This window comes from Sorangium sp. So ce726, from assembly GCF_051521405.1.
Taxonomy (GTDB): Bacteria; Myxococcota_A; Polyangia; order Polyangiales; family Polyangiaceae; genus Sorangium.
The window spans coordinates 1,280,073-1,302,076 of the sequence record NZ_CP150349.1 but is presented as its reverse complement, the minus strand read 5'-3'; the positions used below and the strand labels follow the sequence as shown (position 1 = coordinate 1,302,076).

Sequence of the window (22,004 nt, the reverse complement as noted above, 5' to 3'; positions counted from 1 at the left end):
CGCCGCGCCTACTCCCAGTACAGCGTCGCCCGCCCGATCGCCGTGAACGGCCAACCCGGCGAGTAGTGGATCCCGGTGACCGCGGCCGGCTCGTACCGCAGCCGCGACTCGCTCGCGAACTGGACCTCGCGCCACGTCGTGTCGAAGAGGTTCTGGATGTCCACGGCCACCTCGACGTTCTTCCACCGCAGCCCGGCGTTGGCGTCGACGACCGTGAACCCCTCGGCGGTGAGCGACTCGTCCTCGGTCGCGGGCCGCGCGCCGATCGCCTTGACCCGCAGCGCCGCGAACGGCGTGAACGCGCCGAACGTCGGGCGGACGCCGACGCCCGCGGTCAGCGTCTGGGTCGGCGCGAGGGCGACCGCGCTCGCGTTGCCGGCGTTCTCGCGGAAGCGCGCGCGGGTCAAGGTCGCGTCCACGTCCGCGAAGAGCCAGCTCCTGAGCCGGTAGCGCCCGCCGATCTCGATCCCGTAGCGCCGCGTCTGCCCCGACGCCTCGGTCTCGCCCGCGTCGCCGCTCCAGACCAGCTCCGAGTCCAGGTCGAGCAGGAAAGCGGCCCCGCTCAGGGACAGGCCGCGCAAGGGCGCGACCCGCACGCCGACCTCGTAGCCAATCGCGGGCGTGATCAGCGTCGCCGCCCCCTCGCCCAGCACCGCGCCCTGCGCGTCGTTCGAGTGGAAGCCCCGACCGAAGTGGGCGAAGAGATCGACCCCCTCGGCGGGCGACACGATCGCCGTGAGCTTCGGGAGCAGCTGCATCTGTCCCCGGGCGCCGCTCGACCTGTTCCCTGCCGCCTCGAGGTCCTCGCCTGGGTCGTCCACGTTGACGTCGATCCACTGCCCGCGCGCCCCGAGCACGACGCGGAGCCAGCGCCGGAGCCGGGCGTCCTGCTCGACGTAGACGCCGATCTGGCTCTCGTCGACGTGGGTCCTGCTCTTCTCCTCGATCCGCTCGCGCGCCTCGTCGTGGTGGAGGGACTTGTCGATCGCGTCCGCGCGGATCTGCGCGCCGAGCGAGGTCGTGAACCTCGCCCCGCCGAACTCGTATTGCCTGCGGAACCGGAGATCGGCGCCCCCGACGGTGCGGTCGTCGTTCTGCTCGATCTGATCGCCGTGGACGGGGTCCTCGCTGAAGAACGTGAAGTTCGAGTACAGCGTGAAGCGGTAACGGACGAGGTAGGCCAGCGCGCTCAGATCGGCGTCCCGCCACGCGGTCGAGTAAGCGACGGACGCCATATGGCGCTCGGTCGCCCCGCCCTCGGTCGGATCCACGGCGCCGAAATGGTCGATGCACGGCTGTCCGAATGCCGAGGGCGGCGGGTTCAGGCCGCCCTGCTCGCCCTCGCCGCACACGGCGCGCGCGGGGATCTGGCCGGAGCCGTGCCAGGTCGATCCGTACGACATCCATGTCATCTGGACCTTCCCGGTGTTGCCGAGATCGTGCGTGGCCCGCAGGTACACGTTGAAGCGCTTGAGCCGCTCCGGGCTCAGGAACGGCCCGTCGTTCCGGTAGATCTCCGCCGCGGCCACCGCGCGCCACGCGTCGCCGAGATCCGGCGAGGCGATGACGAGGCCGCGCTGGATACCGTACTGCCCCAGGCTGACCTGCGCGTAGCTCTCCTCGAGCTTCTCGGCGAAGCGCAGGTTGACGGCGCCCGCCGTACCGAAGTCGCCGATGCTCGCGTAATAAGGCCCCTTGTAGCCGTCGAGCCCTGTCACGAGCTCCGGGATCATGAAGTAGAGATCGGTGAAGCCGTGCCCGTGGCCGTGGCTGACCATGTTGACGGGCACGCCGTCGACGAAGAAGGCGACGTCGGTCCCATGGTCCGCGTCGAACCCGCGGAGGAAGTACTGGTTCGCCTTGCCGCCGCCCGCGTGCTGCACGGCGAAGAGCCCGGGGACCGACTCGAGGATGTCGCCCGGCCGGAGCCTCGGCCTGAGCTCGAGCTCCCGGCGTCCGACGGAGACGCGCGACGCGGCCTCGCTGCCCGGCTTCTCCGCCTGGATCGTGACCTCGATCGCGGCGTCGCCCGCGGGCGCGCCCTCACCGGTGGGCGCTGCAGCGGCGGCCTCCGGCGGGGCAGCGGGCGCCTCGGGGGTGTCGCCCTCGGCGCGCGCGGGCCGCGCGGCGGCCAGCACCATGGATAACGCGGCGAGCAGATGAAATGGATGGCGGTGCCCGTGGCTCGTCGTGACCGTCTCGCGCAGCATTCGTGTCCTCCTTCGCCGCAATCGCGCGGAGCGGCGTCGGGCCGCTCGCGTCGAGCTCCGCGAGGACGAAATGGCTGGCCATCGCACGGTGCGCTGGACCGACCTCTCGCCCCCACGGGCGACCGGAAGGCGACGCGGGGGGCGGTTCGGTATCCGGGACGTGGCAGAGGCAGAGCTGCACCGGCTCGGACCTCACCGCCTCCCTCGAGGCTCCCAGGTCGAACCGGCGCCGGATGTCTCCCGCCGCCGGGCGCTGGCAGGTCTTCGGGCTCGCGAGCGCTCCGGCCTGGCCGGCTCCCTACTGTCCACCGCTTCCCAGCCCTCGGCGGGCCAGTGCATGGGGTGGAGGTCGTTCTCGCTTACCGCTGCGGGGCAGCCCCGGAATTTCACCGGGTTCCCTCTTCGGCCCAGGCGAGCGCCCGGGCACCAGCACGGCGCGCACCCTATGGCCGTGCGCCTTCGGCTGTCAATCGCTAGCGCTCCCCTCGCCCGCTCGGCGCGCCCGGGCTCATCCGCGCCACGCGCGCGCCTCGCGCTCTCCATCCAAGCGCCCCAAGCGCCTCGCCGGGCGGCTGCCGTGCAGGCCGAACGTTCGGGCTCTAGCGAGGATGGGCTCGCTCCTCCGTGGGTCGCGTGCTACACGGCCGCCGCCGTATATGCCCCGTAATGATCTCCGCAATATCGCCATCGTCGCCCACGTCGACCACGGGAAGACGACCCTCGTCGATCACATGCTGCGCCAGTCGGGCGCCTTCCGAGAGAACGAGGTCGTGGCCGAGCGCGTCATGGACTCGAACGACCTCGAGCGGGAGCGCGGCATCACCATCCTCGCGAAGAACACCAGCATCCGGTACCGCGGGGTCAAGATCAACATCGTCGACACGCCCGGCCACTCCGACTTCGGCGGCGAGGTCGAGCGCACGCTCATGATGGCCGACGGGGCGCTCCTCCTCGTCGACGCCGCCGAGGGCCCGCTGCCGCAGACGCGCTTCGTGCTCTCGAAGTGCCTCCAGCGCGGCTTCCCGATCATCGTGGTCATCAACAAGATCGACCGGAGCGACGCGCGCGCACACGAGGTGCTCTCCGAGGCGTTCGACCTCTTCTGCGACCTCGAGGCGAGCGACGCGCAGATGGACTTCTCGACGCTCTACGCCGTGGCGAAGCTCGGCCAGGCGAAGCGAGAGCTCGAGCACGAGGCGAAGGACCTCGAGCCGCTCTTCGAGACCATCCTCGAGCGGGTCCCCGGCCCCTCCGGCGACCCCGACGCGCCGCTCCAGGTCATCGTCTGCAACACGACCCACGACGACTACGTGGGCCGGCTCGCGGTCGGCCGCGTGGTCCGCGGCACCGCCCGGTCGGGCGCCGACGTCGCGCTCCTCACCGAGGACGGCCAGTCCCGCGGCTACGTGAAGATGCTCTACGTCTACGAGGGGCTGAAGCGGGTCCCGGTCGAGAGCGCCGTCGCAGGCGAGGTGGTCGCCATCGCGGGGCTCGACTCGGTCACGATCGGCGACACGATCACGGATCCCGCGCACCCCGAGGCCCTGCCGCGCATCGTGGTCGAGGAGCCGACGATCAAGATGAAGATCGGCGTCAACACGTCGACCTTCGCCGGCAAGTGCAAGCAGTCGAAGTTCCTGACGAGCCGTCACCTGAAGGAGCGGCTCGAGCGCGAGGCGATGAAGAACCTCGCGATCCGGGTGGAGCCGACCGAGGTGCCCGACACGTTCGTGGTGCTCGGCCGCGGCGAGCTCCAGCTCGCGATCCTCGTGGAGACGATGCGGCGCGAGGGGTACGAGATGCAGCTCTCGAACCCCGAGGTGGTGACGCGCGAGATCGACGGCGAGGTGATGGAGCCGCTCGAGCTCGTGGTCATTGACGTGCCGGACACCTACGTCGGCATCGTGACCGAGCGCCTCAGCACCCGGCGCGGCCGGATGGTGAAGATGACGAACCCCGGCTTCGGCCGCGCCCGCCTCGAGTTCCGGGTCCCGTCGCGCGGGCTCATCGGCTTCCGCGGCGACTTCCTGACGGCGACGCGCGGGACGGGCCTGCTCAACACGATGTTCGACGGCTGGGCGCCCTGGGGCGGCCCGATGATACGCCGCCCGACCGGCGCCATCGTCGCCGATCGCGCCGGCGTGGCGACCCCGTACGCGCTGCACCACCTGCAGCCGCGCGGGATGTTCTTCATCGTCCCCGGCGTCGAGGTTTACGAGGGGATGATCATCGGCGAGCACAACCGGCCGAACGACACCGACGTCAACGCGATCAAGGAGAAGAAGCTGTCGAACGTGCGCAACCACGGCAAGGACGAGAACGTCCTCCTGGCCAGCCCGCGGCTGCTCACGATCGAGACGGCGATGGAGTGGATCGACGGCGACGAGCTCGTCGAGGTCACGCCCGACGCGGTGCGCGTCCGCAAGAAGGTGCTCGCGTGCAACCGCCGGGAGCGCCGCGAGGACGCGATCGAGCAATCGCAGGCGGTGGAGTGAGCGGCGGGGGCGCGCGGAACGTCCGACGCGCGCCCCTGCCGTGCCTGCCGCGCGATAGGATGCCCTGATGAGAACGACGCAGCTCTTCGCTTTCCTGGCTTCGCTCGTCGCGCTCTCGGGGGCGGGCGCTTGCGGCGGGGCGGTCGTCGTCGACGGGCTCCCCGGGAGCTCCGATGGCGCCGGGGGCGCTGGCGCGGCCGTGGGCTCGCAGTCGGCGAGCTCCGGCGGGCCCTCGATCGAAGAGCAGAAGGCCTCGTGCGATTTCTTCTGCTCGCTCTTCGACGGCGTCACGTGTCCGGAGCTCCGGTGTCGCGAGCAATGCGCCGACCTGCTCTCCGAGCAGCGCCCTTGCAACGCGCTGACCGCTCCTTTCTTCGACTGCGCGGGCGAGACCGTCGCCTCCGCGGACCAGATCCCCTGCGCGTTCCTCGCGCCGTCGATCGCGTCGCTCTTCGATTGCCTGAGCGGGCGCGTTTCGGAGTGCACGACCGATTTCCTGCCCCCGACGTGCGATGCGCCGTTCGAGGCGCTCAGGGCGTGCCAGCGCGATCAGGGCCGGTAGCGGGGGCGCTCGTGGCCTGACGCGCGCGGCCGCGCGCCGGGATCGAGGGCGCTCCGGAGCGGCCCGAGGGCGTCGACGACGAACGTGACGAGCGCCTTCACGCGCGGCACCCCGCGCGTATCGCGGTGCACCCCGAGCCACAGCTTGCGCCCTGGCGGCGGCGAGGGCGGCGAGAGCAGGCAGAGGCCGGCGGTCGCGTCGCCCAGGTAGCGCGGCAGGCAGACGAGCCCGACGCCGGCGGCCCCCATCGTCGCCTGGGGCTCACGGCCGTTGGTGCGTGCGGCGACGCGGGCCTTCGCGGCGACGGCGCGCACCCATGACAGGTCGGCGATCGCCGGAGGATCGTCGTTCATGGTGACGAGGGAGTGGCCCGCGCACTGCCGGTCGAAGTCCGGCGGGCCGTGCTCGGCGAGGTAGGCCTCCGATGCATAGAGGCCGAACCCGATCCGCGCGACCTCGCGCTGGAAGACCTCGTGGTGCTCGAACGCGGCGGGGCGCAGGGCGATGTCCGCTTCCCGCCGCGGCAGGCTCAGCCACCGCGCGTCCGCGACGAGATCGACGGAGATGGCGGGATGGCGCGCGAGGAACGGGACGAGCATCGGCCCGAGGACGCGCGTGGCGAGCCACTCGGACGCGGTGATACGGAGGTGGCCTCTCAGGCCAGCGTCGCGTCCGGCGGCGGCGCGCTCGGCGGCGAGCGCGTCCTGCTCCATGCGCTCGGCGTGGCCGAGCACGCTCTCGCCCGCGGCCGACAGCGCGAACCCCGACGGTGAGCGCTGGAAGAGCCTCGCCCCGAGGCGCCGCTCGAACGCCGCGACGCGCCGCCCCACGGTCGGCTGGGTGACCTTCAGGACGCGCGCGGCGGCGGAGAGGTTGCCGTGCCGCGCGACGGCGAGGAAGTAGCGCAGATCGTCCCAGTCGAGCATGGCTCCGGGGCGCGGGGCGCTGCTGCCGGAGAGCGCTCCGCGCCATGCAAAGGTGCATGGCGAGTCTACGTCGATGGTGGATCCCCGGGCAACGGTGGACCGCGCATGCTCTCCCGCGTGCGTTCCCGCACCCGCGCACTCGCGCTCTCGCAGGTCGCGTGGTTCACGTCAGATGATCTGATGGAGGCCGGCATGTTGACGAATCGTCGTGAGTTTCTCCACCGCGTGACCGGTACGGCCGCGGCGGGCTTCCTGGGCTCGGCCCCGGCCGGGACCACCTCCTGTGCCGCGCAGCATGGGCCGGCGCCGCCGCGGCCAGCAGCAGGATCAAAGATCAGGGCGGTCGCCTTCGACGCCTTTCCGATCTTCGATCCGCGGCCGATCGCGGCGCTCGCGGAGGATCTCTGTCCGGGCAAGGGGGCATTGCTGAGCGAGGCGTGGCGCACCCGGCAATTCGAGTACACGTGGCTCCGGGTCGCGTCCCACGAGTATGCCGACTTCTGGCAGGTGACGGCGGATGCGCTGGTGTTCGCCGAGCGCGCGCTGGCGCTCGATCTCGGGGAGGAGAAGCGGGCGCGGCTCCTCGGCGCGTACCTCGATCTCCGGGCGTGGCCCGACGTGATGCCGGCGCTCCGGGCGCTGAGGGGCGCGGGGATCCGGCTCTCGTTCCTGTCGAACTTCACGCCGAAGATGCTCGGGGCCGCCATCGAGGGCTCCGGTCTGGCAGGCCAGTTCGAGCACGTGCTCAGCACGGACCGGGCAAGGACATACAAGCCGGATCCTCGCGCGTACCAGATGGCGCTCGACGCGTTCGGCCTCACGCGCGAGGAGATCGCGTTCGTCGCGTTCGCGGGCTGGGACGCCGCGGGGGCCCGGTGGTTCGGCTATCCCACGTTCTGGGTCAACCGCCTGGGCCTGCCGGCCGAGGAGCTGGGCGTGAGCGCCGACGCGACGGGAGCGAGCCTCTCGGATCTTGTGGAGTTCGTGAAGGAGAGGGCGTGACCGGCGGGGCCCCGCCGCCTGTGCGAACAGCTGGTCCCAGGGCTCCCGGCGCGCCTCACGGCGGCGAGGTCACGGCGCTGCGCATGACGCGCAGGGAGTCGCGGGCGAACCGCCCCTGGACCCGGCGCGCGTAGGGATAGCCGAGCCGGGCGAGGAGGTGGTTCGGCCGGGAGACGGCGAAGATGTCGTAGGCGACCTCGCCGGAATGCTCGTTGTGCTCGACGAGGAAGCGCTCCTCGCCGCGCTCGCCGTGCTCCTCGAGCGTCCCGTAGGCGAAGCCGAACCGGCGCACAGGGCCGCTCGTCTCATCGACCGTGTAAACGATCTTGCACGCGTTGAGCCAGTGAATCCCGAGCACGCGGACGAGGATCACCACGGTGACGCCGGCCTTCAGGGGAGCGTCGGGATAGCAGAGCTCGACCCAGCCGAGCCGGAACTGCGCCCAGCGCCGCATCGCCTCGACAGCGCGGTCGAAGAGCGCGGCGCCCTGGCCGAGCACAGCGCGGTGGTGGTCGACGTTGAAGCCGGCAGGCGGCCGCGGGCGGCCATCGCCGGCGCCGGTGCACCCGACCTCCGTATACGAGGGCGGCCGCCCCGCCTGGCGAGCGAGGAAGGCGCGGATCGCGGCGTCGGAGGGGCGGGCGCGGGAGAGCACGAGGAGCAGGATAACCGATCACGGAGACGCGATCTCCCGCGCCCCGTCGTGAGATCTCGCGCAGTTCGCGATCCCTCCGCCTGTCTCGGAGTGAGCGAGCGCCGTGATACCGCCGCATCACTCGCGGATGCGCGTCGTCGTGTTGTAGCCGCCCGGCGCGAGGGGCGACAGCTTCTCCAGCCAGATCTGCTCGAGCAACGTGAGCTCGTCCGCCAGGGAGAACCCCGGCTCGTCCTTCTGCTTCACGATCTCGAGCACCTCGAACGTGAAGGCGTCGGCGCCGTGCTGCTTCCAGTCCTGCTGGAGCTCCTGGTTCGAGTGGCCGCCGATGGACAGCATGAAACGGTGCTTGTTGAGCGGCCCATGCAGGTTGGTGCTGCTGCCGAGCAGCACCTTGCCGTTCACCTTGTTCTTGACCTGGAAGATGCCCGCCTGCTTCGGTGTCTCGAGGTACTTCCGCTTCAGCTCCTTGCGCGTTTCCATCGTGTTCGCTCCCGCCTTCCTCGTCGCCGCCTCGGGCGTCTTGGCCCCCGCCTCAGGCGTCTTGACCCCTGCCTCGGGCGCCCTGGCGCCGGCCTCGATCAGCTCATAAAACTGGCCATCACGCGCCATGTAGCCCTCGTCCACCAGCATGCGCCGGATCGTGCAGTGGTCGGGATACACGGCCTGGATGATCTCGTTGACCTCACGCTCCCGGTAACGCCGGCCCGCCTGGAACTTGCCCAGGAACTGCTCGAGCACGATGCGCTGCTTGCGCCACTGCTTTGGCAGCTGGACCAGCACGCCGCCGCGGAAGAAGCTGCGCAACACCTGGCTCCGGGAGCGCTCCGCGCGCCGCCGCTCGGGGCTGCTCGCGGCCGACGGCAGCGCGACGAGCTCCCTCAGCGTGAGGCGGAGCAGATCGTCTCGCAGCGCATAGACGAGGTAGTACTGCGTCTTGCGCTTCGTCACGAGGCCGGCCTCGTCGAGCTTGCGCAGGTGAAAGGAGACGGTGGACGGCGCGCGCCCCAGCCGCTCGGCGAGCTCCTCGGCGCAGTGCGGCCGCTCGAGCAGGGCGTTCACGACCTGCATCCGTGAAGCGTCGGCGAGCGCCTTGAGCACGCCGATGCGCGCATCGAGGCCCAGCGCCGGCGCCGGAGGATCTGGTTCGACGACCATCGAAACAAATGTAGCGGGCGCGACGCGGGCGTCAATCTGATTCGACGGACGTCGAACCAGATCCTCCGGCGCGCCACCAGCTCGTCCGGCGCGCTGACCGGCCTGCACGGATCCGCCCGGGCTCTCACGGATGGATCGGCATGGACATGAGATGTGCTGGACGATCGCGAAGCGGGCTTCAGGCGCGCTTCGCAGGTCGAGGATGGCGGCGCGCACGCCACGCGACTCCGGCCGCGCGACTGGCACCTGCCAGCGAGCGCTGATACGCTCCTCGGCGACTCGTAACAGCGAGGAGGTGCATGGCCAATGGACATGCAGTTCAAATTTCACGACGCCGAGGTCGAGGCCGACCAGCTGGACGCGATGCTCGAGAGCTTGATGCGCGACATCGGCACCGCAGGCGCGACGCCCTCCCGCGTCGTCGAGGGGCGCCTCCCCAAGGACGCGAAGGGAGACGCCTTCACCGTCGGCGCGATCGCGCTCGCCGCGCTCCCCGCGGTGCTTCCCCAGGTGATTCAGCTCGTCAATGAGTGGGTCGTCCGCGCGCCGAAGCGGCGCATTCGCATCCGGGGGAAGAACGGTCTGGAGGTCGAGTTCACCTCGGACAAGCCGCTCGGGGAGAAGGAAGTGCTCGACCTCGTACGCCGCATCAGCGCAATCAAATGACAGCCTTGGACAGAGATCCTGTGCTGGGCGGACGGGACCGCATCGCGCTCATCATCGCGAACGGAATGTATGCGGACGGCAGGTTGCGCTCGCTTCAGGCGCCCGCCCTCGACGCATCGAAGCTCGCCGATACGCTGGAAAACCCGGACATCGGCGACTTTCGCGTTCAGCTCTGCGTCGATGGCAGCCAGCTCGAAGTCCGGAAGGCCATCGGCGCGCTCTTCCATCGTCGCCATCCGGAGGATCTGCTCGTCCTCTACTACTCCGGTCATGGCCTGAAGGACGACTGGGGTCACCTCCACCTCGCCACGCGCGACACAGAGAAAGAGCTCTTCAGCGCGACCTCGGTCGACGCGGCCTGGATCAGCCGCCAGATCGATCAGTGCCCGGCGAAGCGCATCGTCCTGATCCTCGACTGCTGCTACAGCGGCGCGTACGAGAACTCCGCCAAGAGCGAGCAGGACAGCGTCGACATCGCCGGGACGTTCATGGGAGACGGCTCGGGTCGCGTCGTCATCTCCGCCACGACGTCGGTTCAGCTGGCATGGCAGGCTGACCAGCCCGTGGGGGTGCCCTCGCAGTCGATCTTCACGCGCCACCTCGTCGAGGGCCTGTCGACCGGCACGGCCGATCTGGACCGAGACGGGTACGTGGATGTCCACGAGCTCTGCGAGTACGTGCAAGCGAGCGTCAAGGCCGAGGGAGGCCGGCAAACCCCGCAGATGTGGACGCAGAAGTACGAGGGGCGGCTGCGCATCGCGAAGGCGCCGCTCAGGCCCACGATCCCGGCGTCGGGCGGGAACGCCGCGATCACCTACGAGCTCTTCGTGTGCAACGGGCCTCTCGCAGGTCGGCGGTTCGTGCTCCAACCTGGAGAGTTCAGGGTAGGGCGAGAGCCCGACTGCTTCATCCGCCTCGATGATCCGAAGGTGTCGCGAAAGCACGCGACGATCGTGGTCGGAGCGGATGAGGTGCGGGTGATCGACCAGGGAAGCACGCACGGGACCAAGATCGACGATCAGCGCATCACGAGCGCCTTGCTCCCGCAAAATGGCCAGATCATCGTCGGGGGCACCGTGCTCAGGCTGGTCCGCCTGGAGCCCCCGGGCACACGTCAGACCGCGGATACGGCCGCGCTCCCCACGGCGCCGAAGAGGCGATCGGCCACCCTGTTCACTCCCTGACCCCTGGAGCAGGCGTGCCCGCGCTATGCTTCCGCTCGCCCGGCGAGCGCGGCCTCCCGGTGGGTGTGACCGCGCCCCAGGGTGAAGGGGCACCGCTCGCCCGCAGATCGCGGGCGGCCTGACCGCCCTCCCATCGATGCACCAGGACCTCCTCGATCTCCTCCTCGCCCTCGACCGCGTGCCGCAGGATCCGCGCTGGCACCCCGAGGGCGACGCGCTCTTCCATTCCCTGCAGGTCTTCGACCTGGCCCGCCGCGAGACCGCGGATCGCTCGCTCTGGGCCGCGGCCCTGCTCCACGACGTCGGCAAGGCGTTCGCCTGCGCCGACCACGCCGAGGAAGGGGCCGACGTGCTCGCGGAGCTCGTGTGCCCGCGGATCGTCTGGCTCGTCCGGCACCACCTCCACCTGCTGCGCTCGCCCGGCGCGACCAGGCGGCGCCTGCGGCGCACGAAGGCGCTCGCGGACCTCGCGCGGCTCCGCCGCTGGGACGTCGGCGGCCGCTCGCCCGAGGCGACCGTGCTCCGCCCCGAGGCCGCCGTGGAGCTCCTGCTCGACGGCGCAGACTGGACCCTCCTCTCGATCGGCGGCGAGCCCGCCCCCTCCGATGACCTGCGAAAGGAGCCGCTCGCCTGAGCGCAAGATCCGCCGGGAGGTCCTCTGCGACGACGTCGACCGCTGGGGCGACGATCGCCGGCTCTGGGGCGGCGAGGCCGAGCCGCCCGGGCGAGCGCGGCTCTGCGCCGCGGTGCGGGACGCTGTCGAGACCGCGCTGACGGCGAAGCAGCGGGAGGTCGTCGAGGCGTACTTCTTCGACGGCCTGTCGCAGGGCGAGATCGCGCGCCGCCTCGGCGTGGCGCAGCAGGTCGTGCAGAAGCGCCTGTTCGGGGCGCCGCGGGGCGGCCGGGTCGTTGGCGGCGCGATGCTCCGGCTGCGGCAGGCCCTCGAGCCGGCGGTCGCCGCGGCGCCAGCGCGGGCGGCGGCGTCGGCGCAAGCGGCGGCGCAGGCGCAGGTGGCAGAGGCACCGGCAGCGCGCGCGGCGCGGGTGACCCGATGAGCGCCGAGCGCTTTGGCGGGCTGCGGGCCCGCATCGCCGCGGAGGCCGCGCGCCTCATGTACGAGGAGGGCGTGGACCAGTACTTCACCGCCAAGCGGATGGCCGCAAAGCGGATCCTCGGCCAGGTGGAGGGGCGCCGAGCGCGCTACCGGCCCGCGGACCTGCCCTCCAACGGCGAGATCCGCGAGGCGCTGCTCCTCTTCGCCGAGCGCGCCGAGGGGAGCCAGCGGACGCTCCGGCTGTTCGCGCTGCGCGTCGTGGCGCTGGAGGCCATGCGCGCGCTCGCGCCGTTCTCGCCGCGGCTCATCGGCTCGGTCTCCACCGGCCATATCCGCCGCGGCAGCGACGTCGATCTGCACGTGTTCCCGGCCGACGAGGAGGCGCTGGAGCGGCACGTGCGGGCGCTCGGCTGGACCTTCGACCGGGAGCGCGTGACCATCCAGAAGGGCGGAGAGCTCCGGGAGTACGTCCACTACCACGTGGCGGACGTGGCGCCCCTCGAGCTCACGGTGTACGCCCCGCGCGATCTGAGGGCGCGGCCCCGCAGCAGCACCGATGGGAAGCCGATCGTGCGCCTCGGCGTCGCCGCGCTCTCGGCGCTCTGCGCCCGGGATCACCCCGACGCGTGGGAGCGTTACCTGGAGACAGGCGAGGTGGAGGGCATGGACGCGCTGCTCGAGGCGGACGAGGACGAGCCGCTCCCCGGGCCGTTCGATGGGCTGCTCGACAGCGGCGACACCGGAGAGGACGGCGACGAGCCGGTCTGCGCCGAGCCCGGCGAGGAGGACGACCCGTCTCAAGACTACGAGCCGCTCCCCGGCTTCGAGGACACCACCTGAGGCCCCGCCCGCAGGCGAGGAGGGTCCGGCGCTCCTGCGCTCCCGCGACGGCGCGGAGGGATATCGCCGTTCGCCGAGCGCGATGTTCAACACCGATGGATGGATAGGGCGACTCGCCGGATCCGGATCCTGCGATCGTCGCTGGACTCTACCGCTGTCACCCGCGCTGCGAGGCCGACGAACCTCATCGGCGGGCAGAGGGGCGAGCGCCGGACGACGCGCCGGTGTCGCCGCGTGGCGACGCTTGACCCTCGCGATGCCCCGGTGCTCTCATGGCGCGGTGAAGCCCGAGGCCCCGCCCGTTCCCAGCGCGATCGCGGCGCCTTCCGGAACGGCAGCGGCGGGGGTGATGTGGCGGGCGCGGGGGCGGCTCCACCTCACGGTGATCGCCAAGGCGACGTTCGCCTTCGTCGACGGCGCGCAGATGATCCCCGTCGAGCCGCAGCCGATCATCGATGCCGACATCCACCATCACAACAACCCGGGCCGCAGCGTCCGGTTGACGAGCGACCTCGCGCCCTACCTCGCGCGCATCGACGTGTTCTTCACGGGCCACGCGCACGCGCCGCCGGGCCCGCCTGCGGCGCCCTTCTCCGTGCGCCTCGCGCTCTTCGCCGGCGAGCGCCCGATCCTCGACAAGGCGCTCTCGATCGAGCCCGGCGGCGCGGAGAAGGCGATCCCGCTCGCCTACGAGCGCGCATTCGGGGGCATCGGCATGGCCGACAACCCGTTCGGCACCGATCGCCCGGCCGTCCTGGATCCCTCGCGGCGCGACCGGCCGGCGGGCTTCGCGCCGATCGGGAGCGTGTGGCCGTCGCGCAGGCGGCTGCTCGGGCGTACGCCCCACAAGGCGCTCGAGGGGCCCATCCTCGAGATCCCCGACGATTTCGACTGGAGCTACTTCCAGGCGGCCCCCCCCGATCAGCGCGTTGAAGCGTTGATCGGCGATGAGTGGCTGGTGCTCGCGGGGCTTCACCCGACGCTCGCAGCGCTGCGGACGCGGCTCCCCGGGGCGCGCGCCCTCGCGCGCGTCCATGGCCTCTCCGCGTTCGGCGTCACGGAGGGGCAGCCGCTCGATCTCGTGCTGGACACGCTGCACGTCGACGGCGACCGGCAATCGTGCTCGCTGGTCTGGCGACGCAGCTTCCCGATCGCGAATGAAGCAGCGCTCGCGGCGGTGCGTGTCGTCGTCGGCGTCGAGGTGCCGGGCGCCCCGCCCGCATGGCTGGCTCCTGCCGAGATCGCGATAGCCGCCCCGAGCGCCGTCGCGACGTCCGATCCGACCGGGGTGACGCTCAACGTGTCCGATCAAGACGTCGTCAGTACGTGAGCGAGGCCGTCGCGCAGCCCATGCCGAAGGCGCTGACGACGGTCGCGATCACGGTCTGAACGGCGTTCGGGACCTGGGCGCCATCGCAGACGGTGTCCGGGAACGGCTTGCCGCCGTCGCCGCCCGCGCCGCCTGGAAACGAGAGGGGCCCGAACTCGACGCGGAGATCGCCGGGCTCCCCCGTCACGAGGAGCGGCGCACAACCGATGGAGAAGAAATCCACGAAGCTGCCAGCCCGGCCGCCGAAGCCCACGACCACCTCGTTCTCCGGGCACATGATCTCCCACAGCTCGTCGCCATAGTCGCCCCGCACCGGAGTCACGTCGCCGGGCGTCGTGGTGATCGCATATGGACCGGCTCCGGTGAGCTCCAGATAGCCACACTGCGCCTGGATCCTGCCGATGACGAACGACTCCGCCAGCGGCGCCAGGGCCCCTCGATAGCCGAGGGTGACCTGCCCATCCGGGCACACGTCCATGACGGGGGTACCCGCACCGGGACTGCCGCGCAGCACGGTGAACGTCTGGTCCACGAGCTCGACGCCTCGCGGCACCGGGCACGGACTCCCGTCGCACTCGCCGCCTCCGCCGCCCGACGCATTGCCGCCGCCCGACGCATTGCCGCCGCTGCCCGACGCATTGCCGCCGCTGCCCGACGCATTGCCGCCGCTGCCCGACGCATCGCCGCCGCTGCCCGACGCATCGCCGCCGCCTGATGCATCGCCACCGCCGCCCGACGCATCGCCGCCTGACCCATCGCCGCCAGCGCCAGGCGCGGCACCACCACCTCCGCTCCCGCCCACGCCCTGGAAGGTCAGATCGTCGATGCCCGAGATCGCATTGCATCCGGACAGCACGAGCGAAGCGATCAGCGCACAGAGGCCGAGGTCATGGAGCGTCACGGAGATGCGGAAGCGGTACCCTATCCGCCACCGGCCCGGTAGGCCGTCGCCGGAACGCCACAGGACTGTCGAGGTTGGCGGGGCGTGCGGGCCCCGGAGCGGCGGGCCGAACCAGACGACGCGCTGCCGGGTTCTCCGAGGTGGCCGAGCTCGACCGGATGAGCACGGTGTTCCTGCCGATCGCGTACATCCAGGGCCACAAGCGCCGCGACGACCCGCAGGCCTGAGCCCGCTCATCGGGCCAGCGCCGTGCGCGCGGCGCACAGGCACGCTCGCTCCTCGATGAACATGGCGCGGCGCCGCGCGGCGGCGCAGGACGGGCGGTGGGCGCGTTGCTCGGCCTCGCCGCCGCAGATACATTCGGTGACCCATGGAGGTCACGACGCTGGTGCGGGGCGAGGCCATCTCGGTGGTCGACTACCGGTGCAGCTCCGGACCTGGGGACGCGCCGTTCGCCGAGCTCCACCGCGGCTTCTCCGTCTCCTACGTGCGCAAGGGCAGCTTCAGTTACCGCGTCCGGGGGGAGGCGTTCGAGCTCGTGGCCGGGTCGCTCCTGGTCGGCCACCCCGGCGACGAGTACACGTGCTCGCACGAGCACGTCGTCGGCGACGAGTGCCTGTCGCTCCAGCTCGCGCCGGCGCTGGTCGAGGCGCTCGGCGACGGCGGCGGCGCGTTCCGGGCCGGCGGCCTGCCGCCGGTGCCCGAGCTGATGGTGCTCGGCGAGCTCGCGCAGGCGGCCGCCGAGGGCAGGAGCGACATCGGCGTCGACGAGGTGGGGGTGCTCCTCGCCGCCCGCTTCGTCGAGGTCGCCTCCGGCCGGAAGCGAACGCCGCCGGACACCGGGGCGCGCGACCGCCGCCGCGCCGTCGAGGCGGCGCTCTGGCTGGACGAGCACGCGCACGAGCCGATCGACCTCGAGGGCGCGGCGCGGGAGGTCGGGCTCAGCCCGTTCCACTTCCTGCGGGTCTTCGGGAAGGTCGTCGGCGTGACCCCGCACCAGTACCTGGTCCGCGCCCGCCTGCGCCGCGCGGCGCGCCTCCTCGCCGACGGCGCCCGGTCGATCACCGACATCGCGCTCGACGTCGGGTTCGGCGACCTCTCCAACTTCGTCCGCACCTTCCACCGCGCGGCCGGCGTCTCGCCGCGCGGCTTCCGGAAGGCGGCGAGAGGGGATCGCAAGATCTTCCAAGATCGCCTCGCCGCGCGCTCCTAGGATGCCGCTGGACGCGGGCGCCTGCCTGCCCGCGAGGACCCCCATGACAGCAACGGCACACGGCTTCCTCCTGTTCGACACGGCGATCGGCCGCTGCGGCATCGCGTGGGGCGAGCGCGGCGTCGCGGCCTTGCGGCTCCCCGAGGCGCGCGAGCCCGAGACGCGGGCGCACCTGCTCCAGCGCCTCCCGGGCGCCCGGGCGGCGGCGCCGCCGCCCGAGGTGCAGCGCGCGGTCGACGCGATCGTCGCGCTCCTGCGCGGCGAGGCGAGCGACCTGTCCGCCATCGCGCTCGACATGGATCGGGTGCCGCCGTTCCACCGCCGCGTCTACGAGGTCGCGCGCACCATCCCGCCGGGCGCCACGCTGACCTACGGCGAGGTCGCGGCGCGCCTCGGGGCGGTCGGCTCGGCGCGCGCCGTGGGGCAGGCGCTCGGGCGAAACCCGTTCGCGATCATCGTCCCGTGCCACCGCGTGCTCGCGGCCGGCGGCAAGGCCGGCGGCTTCTCCGCGAACGGCGGCGTCACGACGAAGCTCCGCCTCCTCGCGATCGAGAGCGGCCAGGCGCGCGGCGCCCCGAAGGCCGCGCCCGGCGGCGACTTCGGCTTCGATCCGGGCGCCGCCGTCGAGCTCCTGCGCACGTCCGACGCGGCGCTCGCGCGCGTCATCGACGCGGTCGGGCCGTTCGCCATGCGGATCGACAGGACGTCGAGCCTCTTCCTCGCGCTCGCGGAGTCGATCGTCTACCAGCAGCTCACCGGGAAGGCCGCCGCGACCATCTTCGCGCGCGTGCGCGCGCTCTTCCCGCGAGCGCACGAGGGCCCCACGCCCGCGCAGGTCCTGCGCGCCTCCGACGAGAAGCTCCGCGGCGCCGGCCTCTCGCAGGCGAAGCTCCTCGCGCTGCGCGATCTCGCGCAGAAGACGGAGGACGGCGAGCTCCCCACGCTCGCCGAGGTCCACGGCATGGAGGACGAGGCGATCATCGAGCGCCTCACGCGGGTGCGCGGCATCGGCCGGTGGACGGTGGAGATGCTCCTCATGTTCCGCCTCGGCCGCCCGGACGTGCTGCCCGTGGACGACTACGGCATCCGCAAAGGGTTCGCGATCGCGTTCAAGCGACCCGAGCCGCCGGCGCGCGCGGACCTCGAGAAGCGCGGCGCGCGGTGGAAGCCGTACCGCACGGTGGCGAGCTGGTACCTCTGGCGCGCGGTGGATCTGGCGCGAAGCGGCTGACGCCTCGCCCTCCGCGGCAGCGCTGAGGCTGCCAAGTGAGGCGCCTCCTCGAATGCGGCCGCCGTCGCCCGGGCGAGCGGCCATCGCGGCGCGGCCGCCTGTCGGGCTCGCCATCGCGGCGCGGCCGTCGGTCGGGCTCGCCGTCGCGCTGGCCGGCGTCGAGGCTCGGGACTAAGTTCTCGCCGGCCCGAGAGCGCCGCGTGGAGCGCCGCGCGGCGTTGGACAAGGTTGCCATCGCCGATGGCGACGAGAACAGCACTCAAGGAGCACGACAGTCATGCTGAAGAGCCTCGAAGGGCAGCGCGTTCCGGATGTCACGTTTCGCACCCGTGTCGACGGTCAATGGAAGGACGTGACCACCAAGGACGTGTTCGCTGGCAAGAAGGTGGTGGTGTTCGCGCTGCCGGGCGCCTTCACGCCGACCTGCTCGAGCAGCCACGTGCCGCGCTACAACGAGCTCGCGGAGGAGTTCAAGCGGCGCGGGGTGGACACGATCGCGTGTGTGTCCGTGAACGACGCGTTCGTGATGGATGAGTGGTGCAAGGCGCAGCAGGCGGACAAGGTCCTGTTCCTGCCCGACGGGAACGGGGAGTTCTCCGAGAAGATGGGCATGCTCGTCGACAAGGCGAACCTCGGCTTCGGCAAGCGCTCGTGGCGCTATTCGATGCTGGTCGACGACGGCGTGATCAAGAAGATGTTCATCGAACCCGAGGTGGCGGGTGATCCCTTCGATGTGTCGGACGCGGATACGATGCTGAAGTACCTGGATCCATCGTCGAAGGCGCCGCACGACGTGCTGCTGTTCACGAAGCCGGGGTGTGGCTACTGCACCAAGGCGAAGCGGCTCCTCGACGCGCGGAAGATCGCTTACGAGGAGGTGGCGGCCTCGCCGCGCCGCCTGCGCGCGGTGAGCGGCAAGGGCACGACCCCGCAGGTCTTCATCGACGGCAAGCACATCGGCGGCGCCGACGAGCTCGAAGCGTACCTCACGAAGGCCTGATTCACGAAGGTGGCCTGGGCGCCCCCCGGCGACGGGCGGCGCCTACGCGCCGCCCTCCGGGTCCGACGGCTCGGCGCGGAAATGGGTCACCGCAGGCGCAGAAGCCGGCGACACCGCAGGCGCCGAGGCCAGCGGCACCGCCGGCGCCTCCACGGGGGAGACGGCCGGGCTGCGGCGCGCCATGGCGGCGCACCTGTCGCTGTTCATGGCGAACTGCCCGATGCTGGTCCATAGCCCGTCGAACTCGGCCTGATCGAAGGTGGTCCGGGACTGGAACAGGTCGTATCCGCCGTATTTCGGGTCCGCTCCGTCGCCGTCCTCCGGGGCGATGAACCGATAGTGGCCCATCACGTCGGCGTGGTCGGCGTCGACCAGGAAGCTGCGCTTCGTGTCCGGATAGACCATCGATACGCAGTTGACGATCCCGTCGTTCATCTCCGGCGTGAGCGACTCGGTCCGGGTCGGGTTGTCGAACCGTGGCACAAAGCAGGACGGCCCGAGGGCCTCGACCACCTTCGGCTCCTTGATGTTGCCTGTGATGCCGTGAAAGATGCCGAAGGCGCCCAGGAACGCGCCGCCGGGATCGCGCTTCGCCCGGGTGACGATCGATCGGAGCGCGATGCCCCGCTGCTCGTAGTACGCGCTCAGCTCCTCCTCGAGCTCCGCCCCGAGGAGGCTGGCTCTCCTGGTCCGCTTCGCGCTCTTGATGGAGGCCGCGAGCTCGCGCGGCCAGGCGCCGGGGCCGCGCGCGGACAGGCCATGCTTGGACCAGCGCTCCTCGCGCGACCGCTTGCCTGACAGCGGCAGGGGATCGAGATCCTCGAAGGCCTCGGTGTCCTCGGCGACGTGAAGCAGCCAGCGGAGCACGTTGAAGTACTCGCCGCGCGCCTCGGCCCTGGCGAGGTCGTCGCACGGCATCGCGTGGAAGTGCTCGATCGTGTCGAGGGCGGCGCGGACGATGCCGTCCGATTGGCCGAACGCCTGCAGGAGCGTCTTCGCGCGGCGGGCCGCGGAGCTCGCGTCCTTCGGGCCAGCCAGGCGGAGCCACCAGTGGAGGGCCTTGGCCAGGCTTGTGAGCAGGGGCTGCCTCCGGTGGAGCACGTGGGCGAGGTTCGTCCCGCGGTGCGGCGTCGAGAGGAACTGGATCGAGCAGATGCTCTCGAGGATGCGCTCCACCGGGACGCCGTAGACCGACCCTTTCTGCTCGGTCTCGGCCAGGAGCAGGAGCATCAGCGTCTTGATGTCGCGGCCGCCGGTCGAGTGGCCCACGAGGTGGACGCAGTCCCGATGGCCGCGGCCCGCGCTCCCGTAGAACACCCCCTGCCTGAACCGATCCGCGAGCCAGCGGAGGAGCGCGTGCGCGCGGGTGTCCACGCTCGCCGTGGGCAGGTTAGGGAAGCAATGCACCGAGAGGGGGCCTTGATACGGCCCTGTATCGGTGTTTCGGAGGATCTCCGTGACACCGCTGTAATAGACGATCGAACCCAGGATATCGAAGCCCGCAAAACCCGGCACGAGGACGAGATGGCTTCTCGGTGAACTCATGGCTTTTCCCTCCCACATGAAGGGGCCGCGCGCATCACCTGAGGAGATGAGCAACAGCCCGACATTCTCTGATCGAGCGGGCGGCCGACGAACGCGCCACGGGGGCGCCTCTCCCAGGGCCGGGCGAGCGCCGCGGCGCGTTCGCCGACCGACCGCCCGCGCCCGGAGGGCCCGCAGCCCCGCTCACTCGGCGGGATACATCTCGTCGATGGTCCCGCGGAAGCGCTGCTCGATCACGTTGCGCTTCATCTTGAGCGTCGGCGTCATCTCGCCGTCCTGCACCGAGAACTCGCGGCCGAGCACCGTGAACCGCTTGATCTGCTCGAAGCTGGCGAGCTCCGCGTTCAGGGCGTCGACGTGCGCCTTCACCTGGCCGACCACCTCGGCGCTCGTGATCGCGACGTCGCTGCTCAGGGAGCCTCGCTCCTTCAGCTCGGCGAGCTTGCCCTCGGTCAACGTGATCAGCGCCGAGAGGTACTTGCGGCCGTCGCCCACCATGCACACCTGGCTGATGATCTCCGCCGCCTTGAGCCTCTCCTCGATCGGGAGCGGCGCGATCATCTTGCCGCCCGAGGTCTTGAGGATCTCCTTCTTGCGGCCCCGGATCTTGAGCTGCCCGCGGTCGTTCCACTCGCCGAGATCGCCGGTGTGCAGCCAGCCGTCGTCGAGCGTGGCCTCCGTCGCCGCCTTGTCCTTGTAATAGCCCACGAACACGTGCCGGCCGCGCGTCAGGATCTCGCCGTCCTCGGCGAGCTTGAACTCGACGCCCGGCACGGGCTTGCCCACGGTGCCCGCGCTCTCGATGCCCGGCTCGGTCATACAGATGACGCCGGTCGACTCGGTCTGGCCGAAGTCCTCGAGGATCTCGAGGCCCAGCGCGCGGAACCACGTCGAGATGTGCGGCGCGAGCGCCGCCGCGCCCGAGGCGAGCACCTCGGCCTTGCCCAGGCCGAGCGCCGCGCGCACCTTGCCCAGCACCAGCTTGTCGGCGAGCGCGAGCTGCAAGGCGTCGAGCGCGCTCGGCGCGCGCTGCGCGTACTTCGCCTGGGCCACGCGGGCGCCCACGGCGAGCGCCCACTCGGCCAGCTTCTTCTTGGCGCCCTTGCCGCCGCGCACCTTCGCCATCACGCCTTCCATCATCTTCTCCCAGAGCCGCGGCACGCAGAGCAGCAGCGTGGGCTGCACCTCGGGGAGCTCGCTCGAGACGTTCTCGAACTTCGAGCAGAAGTTGACGGTGTAGCGCTGGGTGAGACCGGCCCCGACACACTGCAGCTTCTCGGCGATGTGACAGAGCGGGAGGAACGAGAACATCGTGCCGCGCGCGAACGGCAGGTTCCAGTACTTCACGGCCATGTCGGCCGTGTAAGCCAGGTTGTCGTGCGAGAGCATGGCCCCCTTGGGGTTGCCCGTCGTGCCCGAGGTGTAGATCAGGAACGCGCCGGCCCTGGGGTCGATCTTCGCCAGGTAGTCGGCGAACGTCTTCGCGCCCGGCTGCCCCGCGAGCGCGCGGCCGTCGGCCAGGGCCTGTTCATACGAGATCGCGTTGGGAGAGATCGATGTGTCACCATCGAAGACGAGGATCCATTTCACGCTGTCAGGGACGGAATACTCGCCCTTCTCTCCGGAGATCTTCTGAAAGTACTCCTTGTTTTGCACCGAGAGCAGCGTCGCCTCGGTGTGGTTCAGGATGTACTGGATGTCTTTCGCGGTGGAGTTCGGGTAGAGGCCCGCCGACTTGCCCCCGACGAGCAACGCCGCCAGGTCGACGTGGACCCACTGCGGGCAGTTGTACGAGAGGATCGCACCGACCTGGCTCGCGTCGAAGCCCTTGGACTCGAGGAACAGCGCGAGGTGGTGAACCCGGTCACGGTACTCGCGCGCGGTCAGCGTCTTCCACTCGCCTTGAGATTTGAAGCGCTGGGCCGGCGCATCAGGAGATTCGTTAGCCCACTGTTCCAGACGGTGGAGGACGGTGCTCATGGCATCTCCTGCGGCTCAAAGCCTCGGGGGTCGCGGGTGGCCAGGATGCGGG

At 71.1% G+C, this 22,004-nt stretch carries 21 protein-coding genes and 1 riboswitch; of the genes, 14 read left to right on the top strand and 7 right to left on the bottom strand.

The window, feature by feature from the left end; genetic code table 11:
- Window positions 1-8: 8 nt before the first annotated feature.
- On the bottom strand, window positions 9-2,210 hold the full coding sequence (locus WME79_RS04820; protein ID WP_437532514.1) for a TonB-dependent receptor: 2,202 nt from the start codon (window positions 2,208-2,210) through the stop codon (window positions 9-11).
- Window positions 2,211-2,448: 238 nt separating this feature from the next.
- A riboswitch (cobalamin riboswitch) is annotated at window positions 2,449-2,656 on the bottom strand.
- A gap of 162 nt (window positions 2,657-2,818) precedes the next feature.
- On the opposite strand from WME79_RS04820, the gene typA reads away from it, so the two are divergent.
- Window positions 2,819-4,705, top strand: a complete 1,887-nt coding sequence (gene typA, locus WME79_RS04815; RefSeq protein WP_437532511.1) for a translational GTPase TypA — start codon at window positions 2,819-2,821, stop codon at window positions 4,703-4,705.
- A gap of 67 nt (window positions 4,706-4,772) precedes the next feature.
- The gene (locus tag WME79_RS04810; RefSeq protein WP_437532510.1) at window positions 4,773-5,267 is read left to right on the top strand and encodes a hypothetical protein; all 495 of its coding nucleotides are present in this window, start codon (window positions 4,773-4,775) and stop codon (window positions 5,265-5,267) included.
- On the opposite strand, the gene WME79_RS04805 is transcribed toward WME79_RS04810, so the two are convergent.
- The gene (locus WME79_RS04805) at window positions 5,255-6,193 is read right to left on the bottom strand and encodes a LysR family transcriptional regulator (RefSeq protein WP_437532507.1); all 939 of its coding nucleotides are present in this window, start codon (window positions 6,191-6,193) and stop codon (window positions 5,255-5,257) included. The two genes, WME79_RS04810 and WME79_RS04805, sit on opposite strands and share 13 nt — an antisense overlap.
- Window positions 6,194-6,385: 192 nt before the next feature.
- On the opposite strand from WME79_RS04805, the gene WME79_RS04800 reads away from it, so the two are divergent.
- Window positions 6,386-7,195: a haloacid dehalogenase type II gene (locus WME79_RS04800; protein ID WP_437532504.1), complete on the top strand. Its 810-nt coding sequence runs from the start codon at window positions 6,386-6,388 to the stop codon at window positions 7,193-7,195.
- Window positions 7,196-7,250: 55 nt separating this feature from the next.
- Here WME79_RS04800 and WME79_RS04795 read toward each other — a convergent pair whose 3' ends face one another.
- Complete coding sequence (locus WME79_RS04795) at window positions 7,251-7,850, bottom strand: DUF1990 family protein (RefSeq protein ID WP_437532501.1); 600 nt, start codon at window positions 7,848-7,850, stop codon at window positions 7,251-7,253.
- Between the two features lie 117 nt (window positions 7,851-7,967).
- Window positions 7,968-9,008, bottom strand: a complete 1,041-nt coding sequence (locus WME79_RS04790) for a metalloregulator ArsR/SmtB family transcription factor (protein ID WP_437532498.1) — start codon at window positions 9,006-9,008, stop codon at window positions 7,968-7,970.
- A gap of 306 nt (window positions 9,009-9,314) precedes the next feature.
- Here WME79_RS04790 and WME79_RS04785 point away from each other — a divergent pair, with 306 nt between their 5' ends.
- From WME79_RS04785 to WME79_RS04760, 6 genes are all read left to right on the top strand, one after another.
- A complete protein-coding gene (locus tag WME79_RS04785; RefSeq protein ID WP_437532496.1) occupies window positions 9,315-9,674 on the top strand; it encodes a hypothetical protein in 360 nt (119 codons plus the stop codon).
- Between the two features lie 5 nt (window positions 9,675-9,679).
- Window positions 9,680-10,858, top strand: a complete 1,179-nt coding sequence (locus WME79_RS04780) for a caspase, EACC1-associated type (protein ID WP_437532493.1) — start codon at window positions 9,680-9,682, stop codon at window positions 10,856-10,858.
- A gap of 136 nt (window positions 10,859-10,994) precedes the next feature.
- The gene (locus WME79_RS04775) at window positions 10,995-11,492 is read left to right on the top strand and encodes an HD domain-containing protein (RefSeq protein ID WP_437532490.1); all 498 of its coding nucleotides are present in this window, start codon (window positions 10,995-10,997) and stop codon (window positions 11,490-11,492) included.
- A complete protein-coding gene (locus tag WME79_RS04770; RefSeq protein WP_437532488.1) occupies window positions 11,464-11,913 on the top strand; it encodes a sigma factor-like helix-turn-helix DNA-binding protein in 450 nt (149 codons plus the stop codon). The genes WME79_RS04775 and WME79_RS04770 overlap by 29 nt, the downstream gene beginning before the upstream one ends.
- Complete coding sequence (locus WME79_RS04765) at window positions 11,910-12,752, top strand: nucleotide-binding enzyme (protein WP_437532485.1); 843 nt, start codon at window positions 11,910-11,912, stop codon at window positions 12,750-12,752. Before WME79_RS04770 ends, WME79_RS04765 begins: the two co-directional genes overlap by 4 nt.
- Window positions 12,753-13,008: 256 nt before the next feature.
- Window positions 13,009-14,082 (top strand): DUF2169 family type VI secretion system accessory protein, encoded by a 1,074-nt coding sequence (locus WME79_RS04760; protein ID WP_437532482.1) that lies wholly within the window; start codon window positions 13,009-13,011, stop codon window positions 14,080-14,082.
- Here the strand turns inward: WME79_RS04760 and WME79_RS04755 are convergent.
- Entirely contained in the window at window positions 14,072-14,983 is a 912-nt protein-coding gene (locus WME79_RS04755) for a hypothetical protein (RefSeq protein WP_437532479.1), read from the bottom strand. The two genes, WME79_RS04760 and WME79_RS04755, sit on opposite strands and share 11 nt — an antisense overlap.
- A 74-nt stretch (window positions 14,984-15,057) precedes the next feature.
- On the opposite strand from WME79_RS04755, the gene WME79_RS04750 reads away from it, so the two are divergent.
- The 5 genes from WME79_RS04750 to WME79_RS04730 all read left to right on the top strand — a co-directional run bounded on the left by WME79_RS04750 (window position 15,058) and on the right by WME79_RS04730 (window position 18,427).
- Window positions 15,058-15,210 carry a hypothetical protein gene (locus tag WME79_RS04750; RefSeq protein ID WP_437532477.1) on the top strand — a complete coding sequence of 51 codons (153 nt, stop codon included), beginning with the start codon at window positions 15,058-15,060 and terminating at the stop codon, window positions 15,208-15,210.
- Between the two features lie 143 nt (window positions 15,211-15,353).
- Window positions 15,354-16,196 carry an AraC family transcriptional regulator gene (locus tag WME79_RS04745; RefSeq protein WP_437532474.1) on the top strand — a complete coding sequence of 281 codons (843 nt, stop codon included), beginning with the start codon at window positions 15,354-15,356 and terminating at the stop codon, window positions 16,194-16,196.
- Window positions 16,197-16,239: 43 nt separating this feature from the next.
- Entirely contained in the window at window positions 16,240-17,427 is a 1,188-nt protein-coding gene (locus tag WME79_RS04740; protein ID WP_437532471.1) for a methylated-DNA--[protein]-cysteine S-methyltransferase, read from the top strand.
- A gap of 52 nt (window positions 17,428-17,479) precedes the next feature.
- Window positions 17,480-17,602, top strand: a complete 123-nt coding sequence (locus WME79_RS04735) for a hypothetical protein (RefSeq protein ID WP_437532468.1) — start codon at window positions 17,480-17,482, stop codon at window positions 17,600-17,602.
- A gap of 102 nt (window positions 17,603-17,704) precedes the next feature.
- Window positions 17,705-18,427 (top strand): glutathione peroxidase, encoded by a 723-nt coding sequence (locus WME79_RS04730; RefSeq protein ID WP_437532465.1) that lies wholly within the window; start codon window positions 17,705-17,707, stop codon window positions 18,425-18,427.
- Between the two features lie 42 nt (window positions 18,428-18,469).
- Here WME79_RS04730 and WME79_RS04725 read toward each other — a convergent pair whose 3' ends face one another.
- Both WME79_RS04725 and WME79_RS04720 read right to left on the bottom strand, forming a co-directional pair.
- Window positions 18,470-19,972 carry a hypothetical protein gene (locus WME79_RS04725; RefSeq protein WP_437532463.1) on the bottom strand — a complete coding sequence of 501 codons (1,503 nt, stop codon included), beginning with the start codon at window positions 19,970-19,972 and terminating at the stop codon, window positions 18,470-18,472.
- 183 nt (window positions 19,973-20,155) lie between these two features.
- Window positions 20,156-21,952: an AMP-dependent synthetase/ligase gene (locus WME79_RS04720; RefSeq protein ID WP_437532460.1), complete on the bottom strand. Its 1,797-nt coding sequence runs from the start codon at window positions 21,950-21,952 to the stop codon at window positions 20,156-20,158.
- Window positions 21,953-22,004 lie beyond the last annotated feature (52 nt).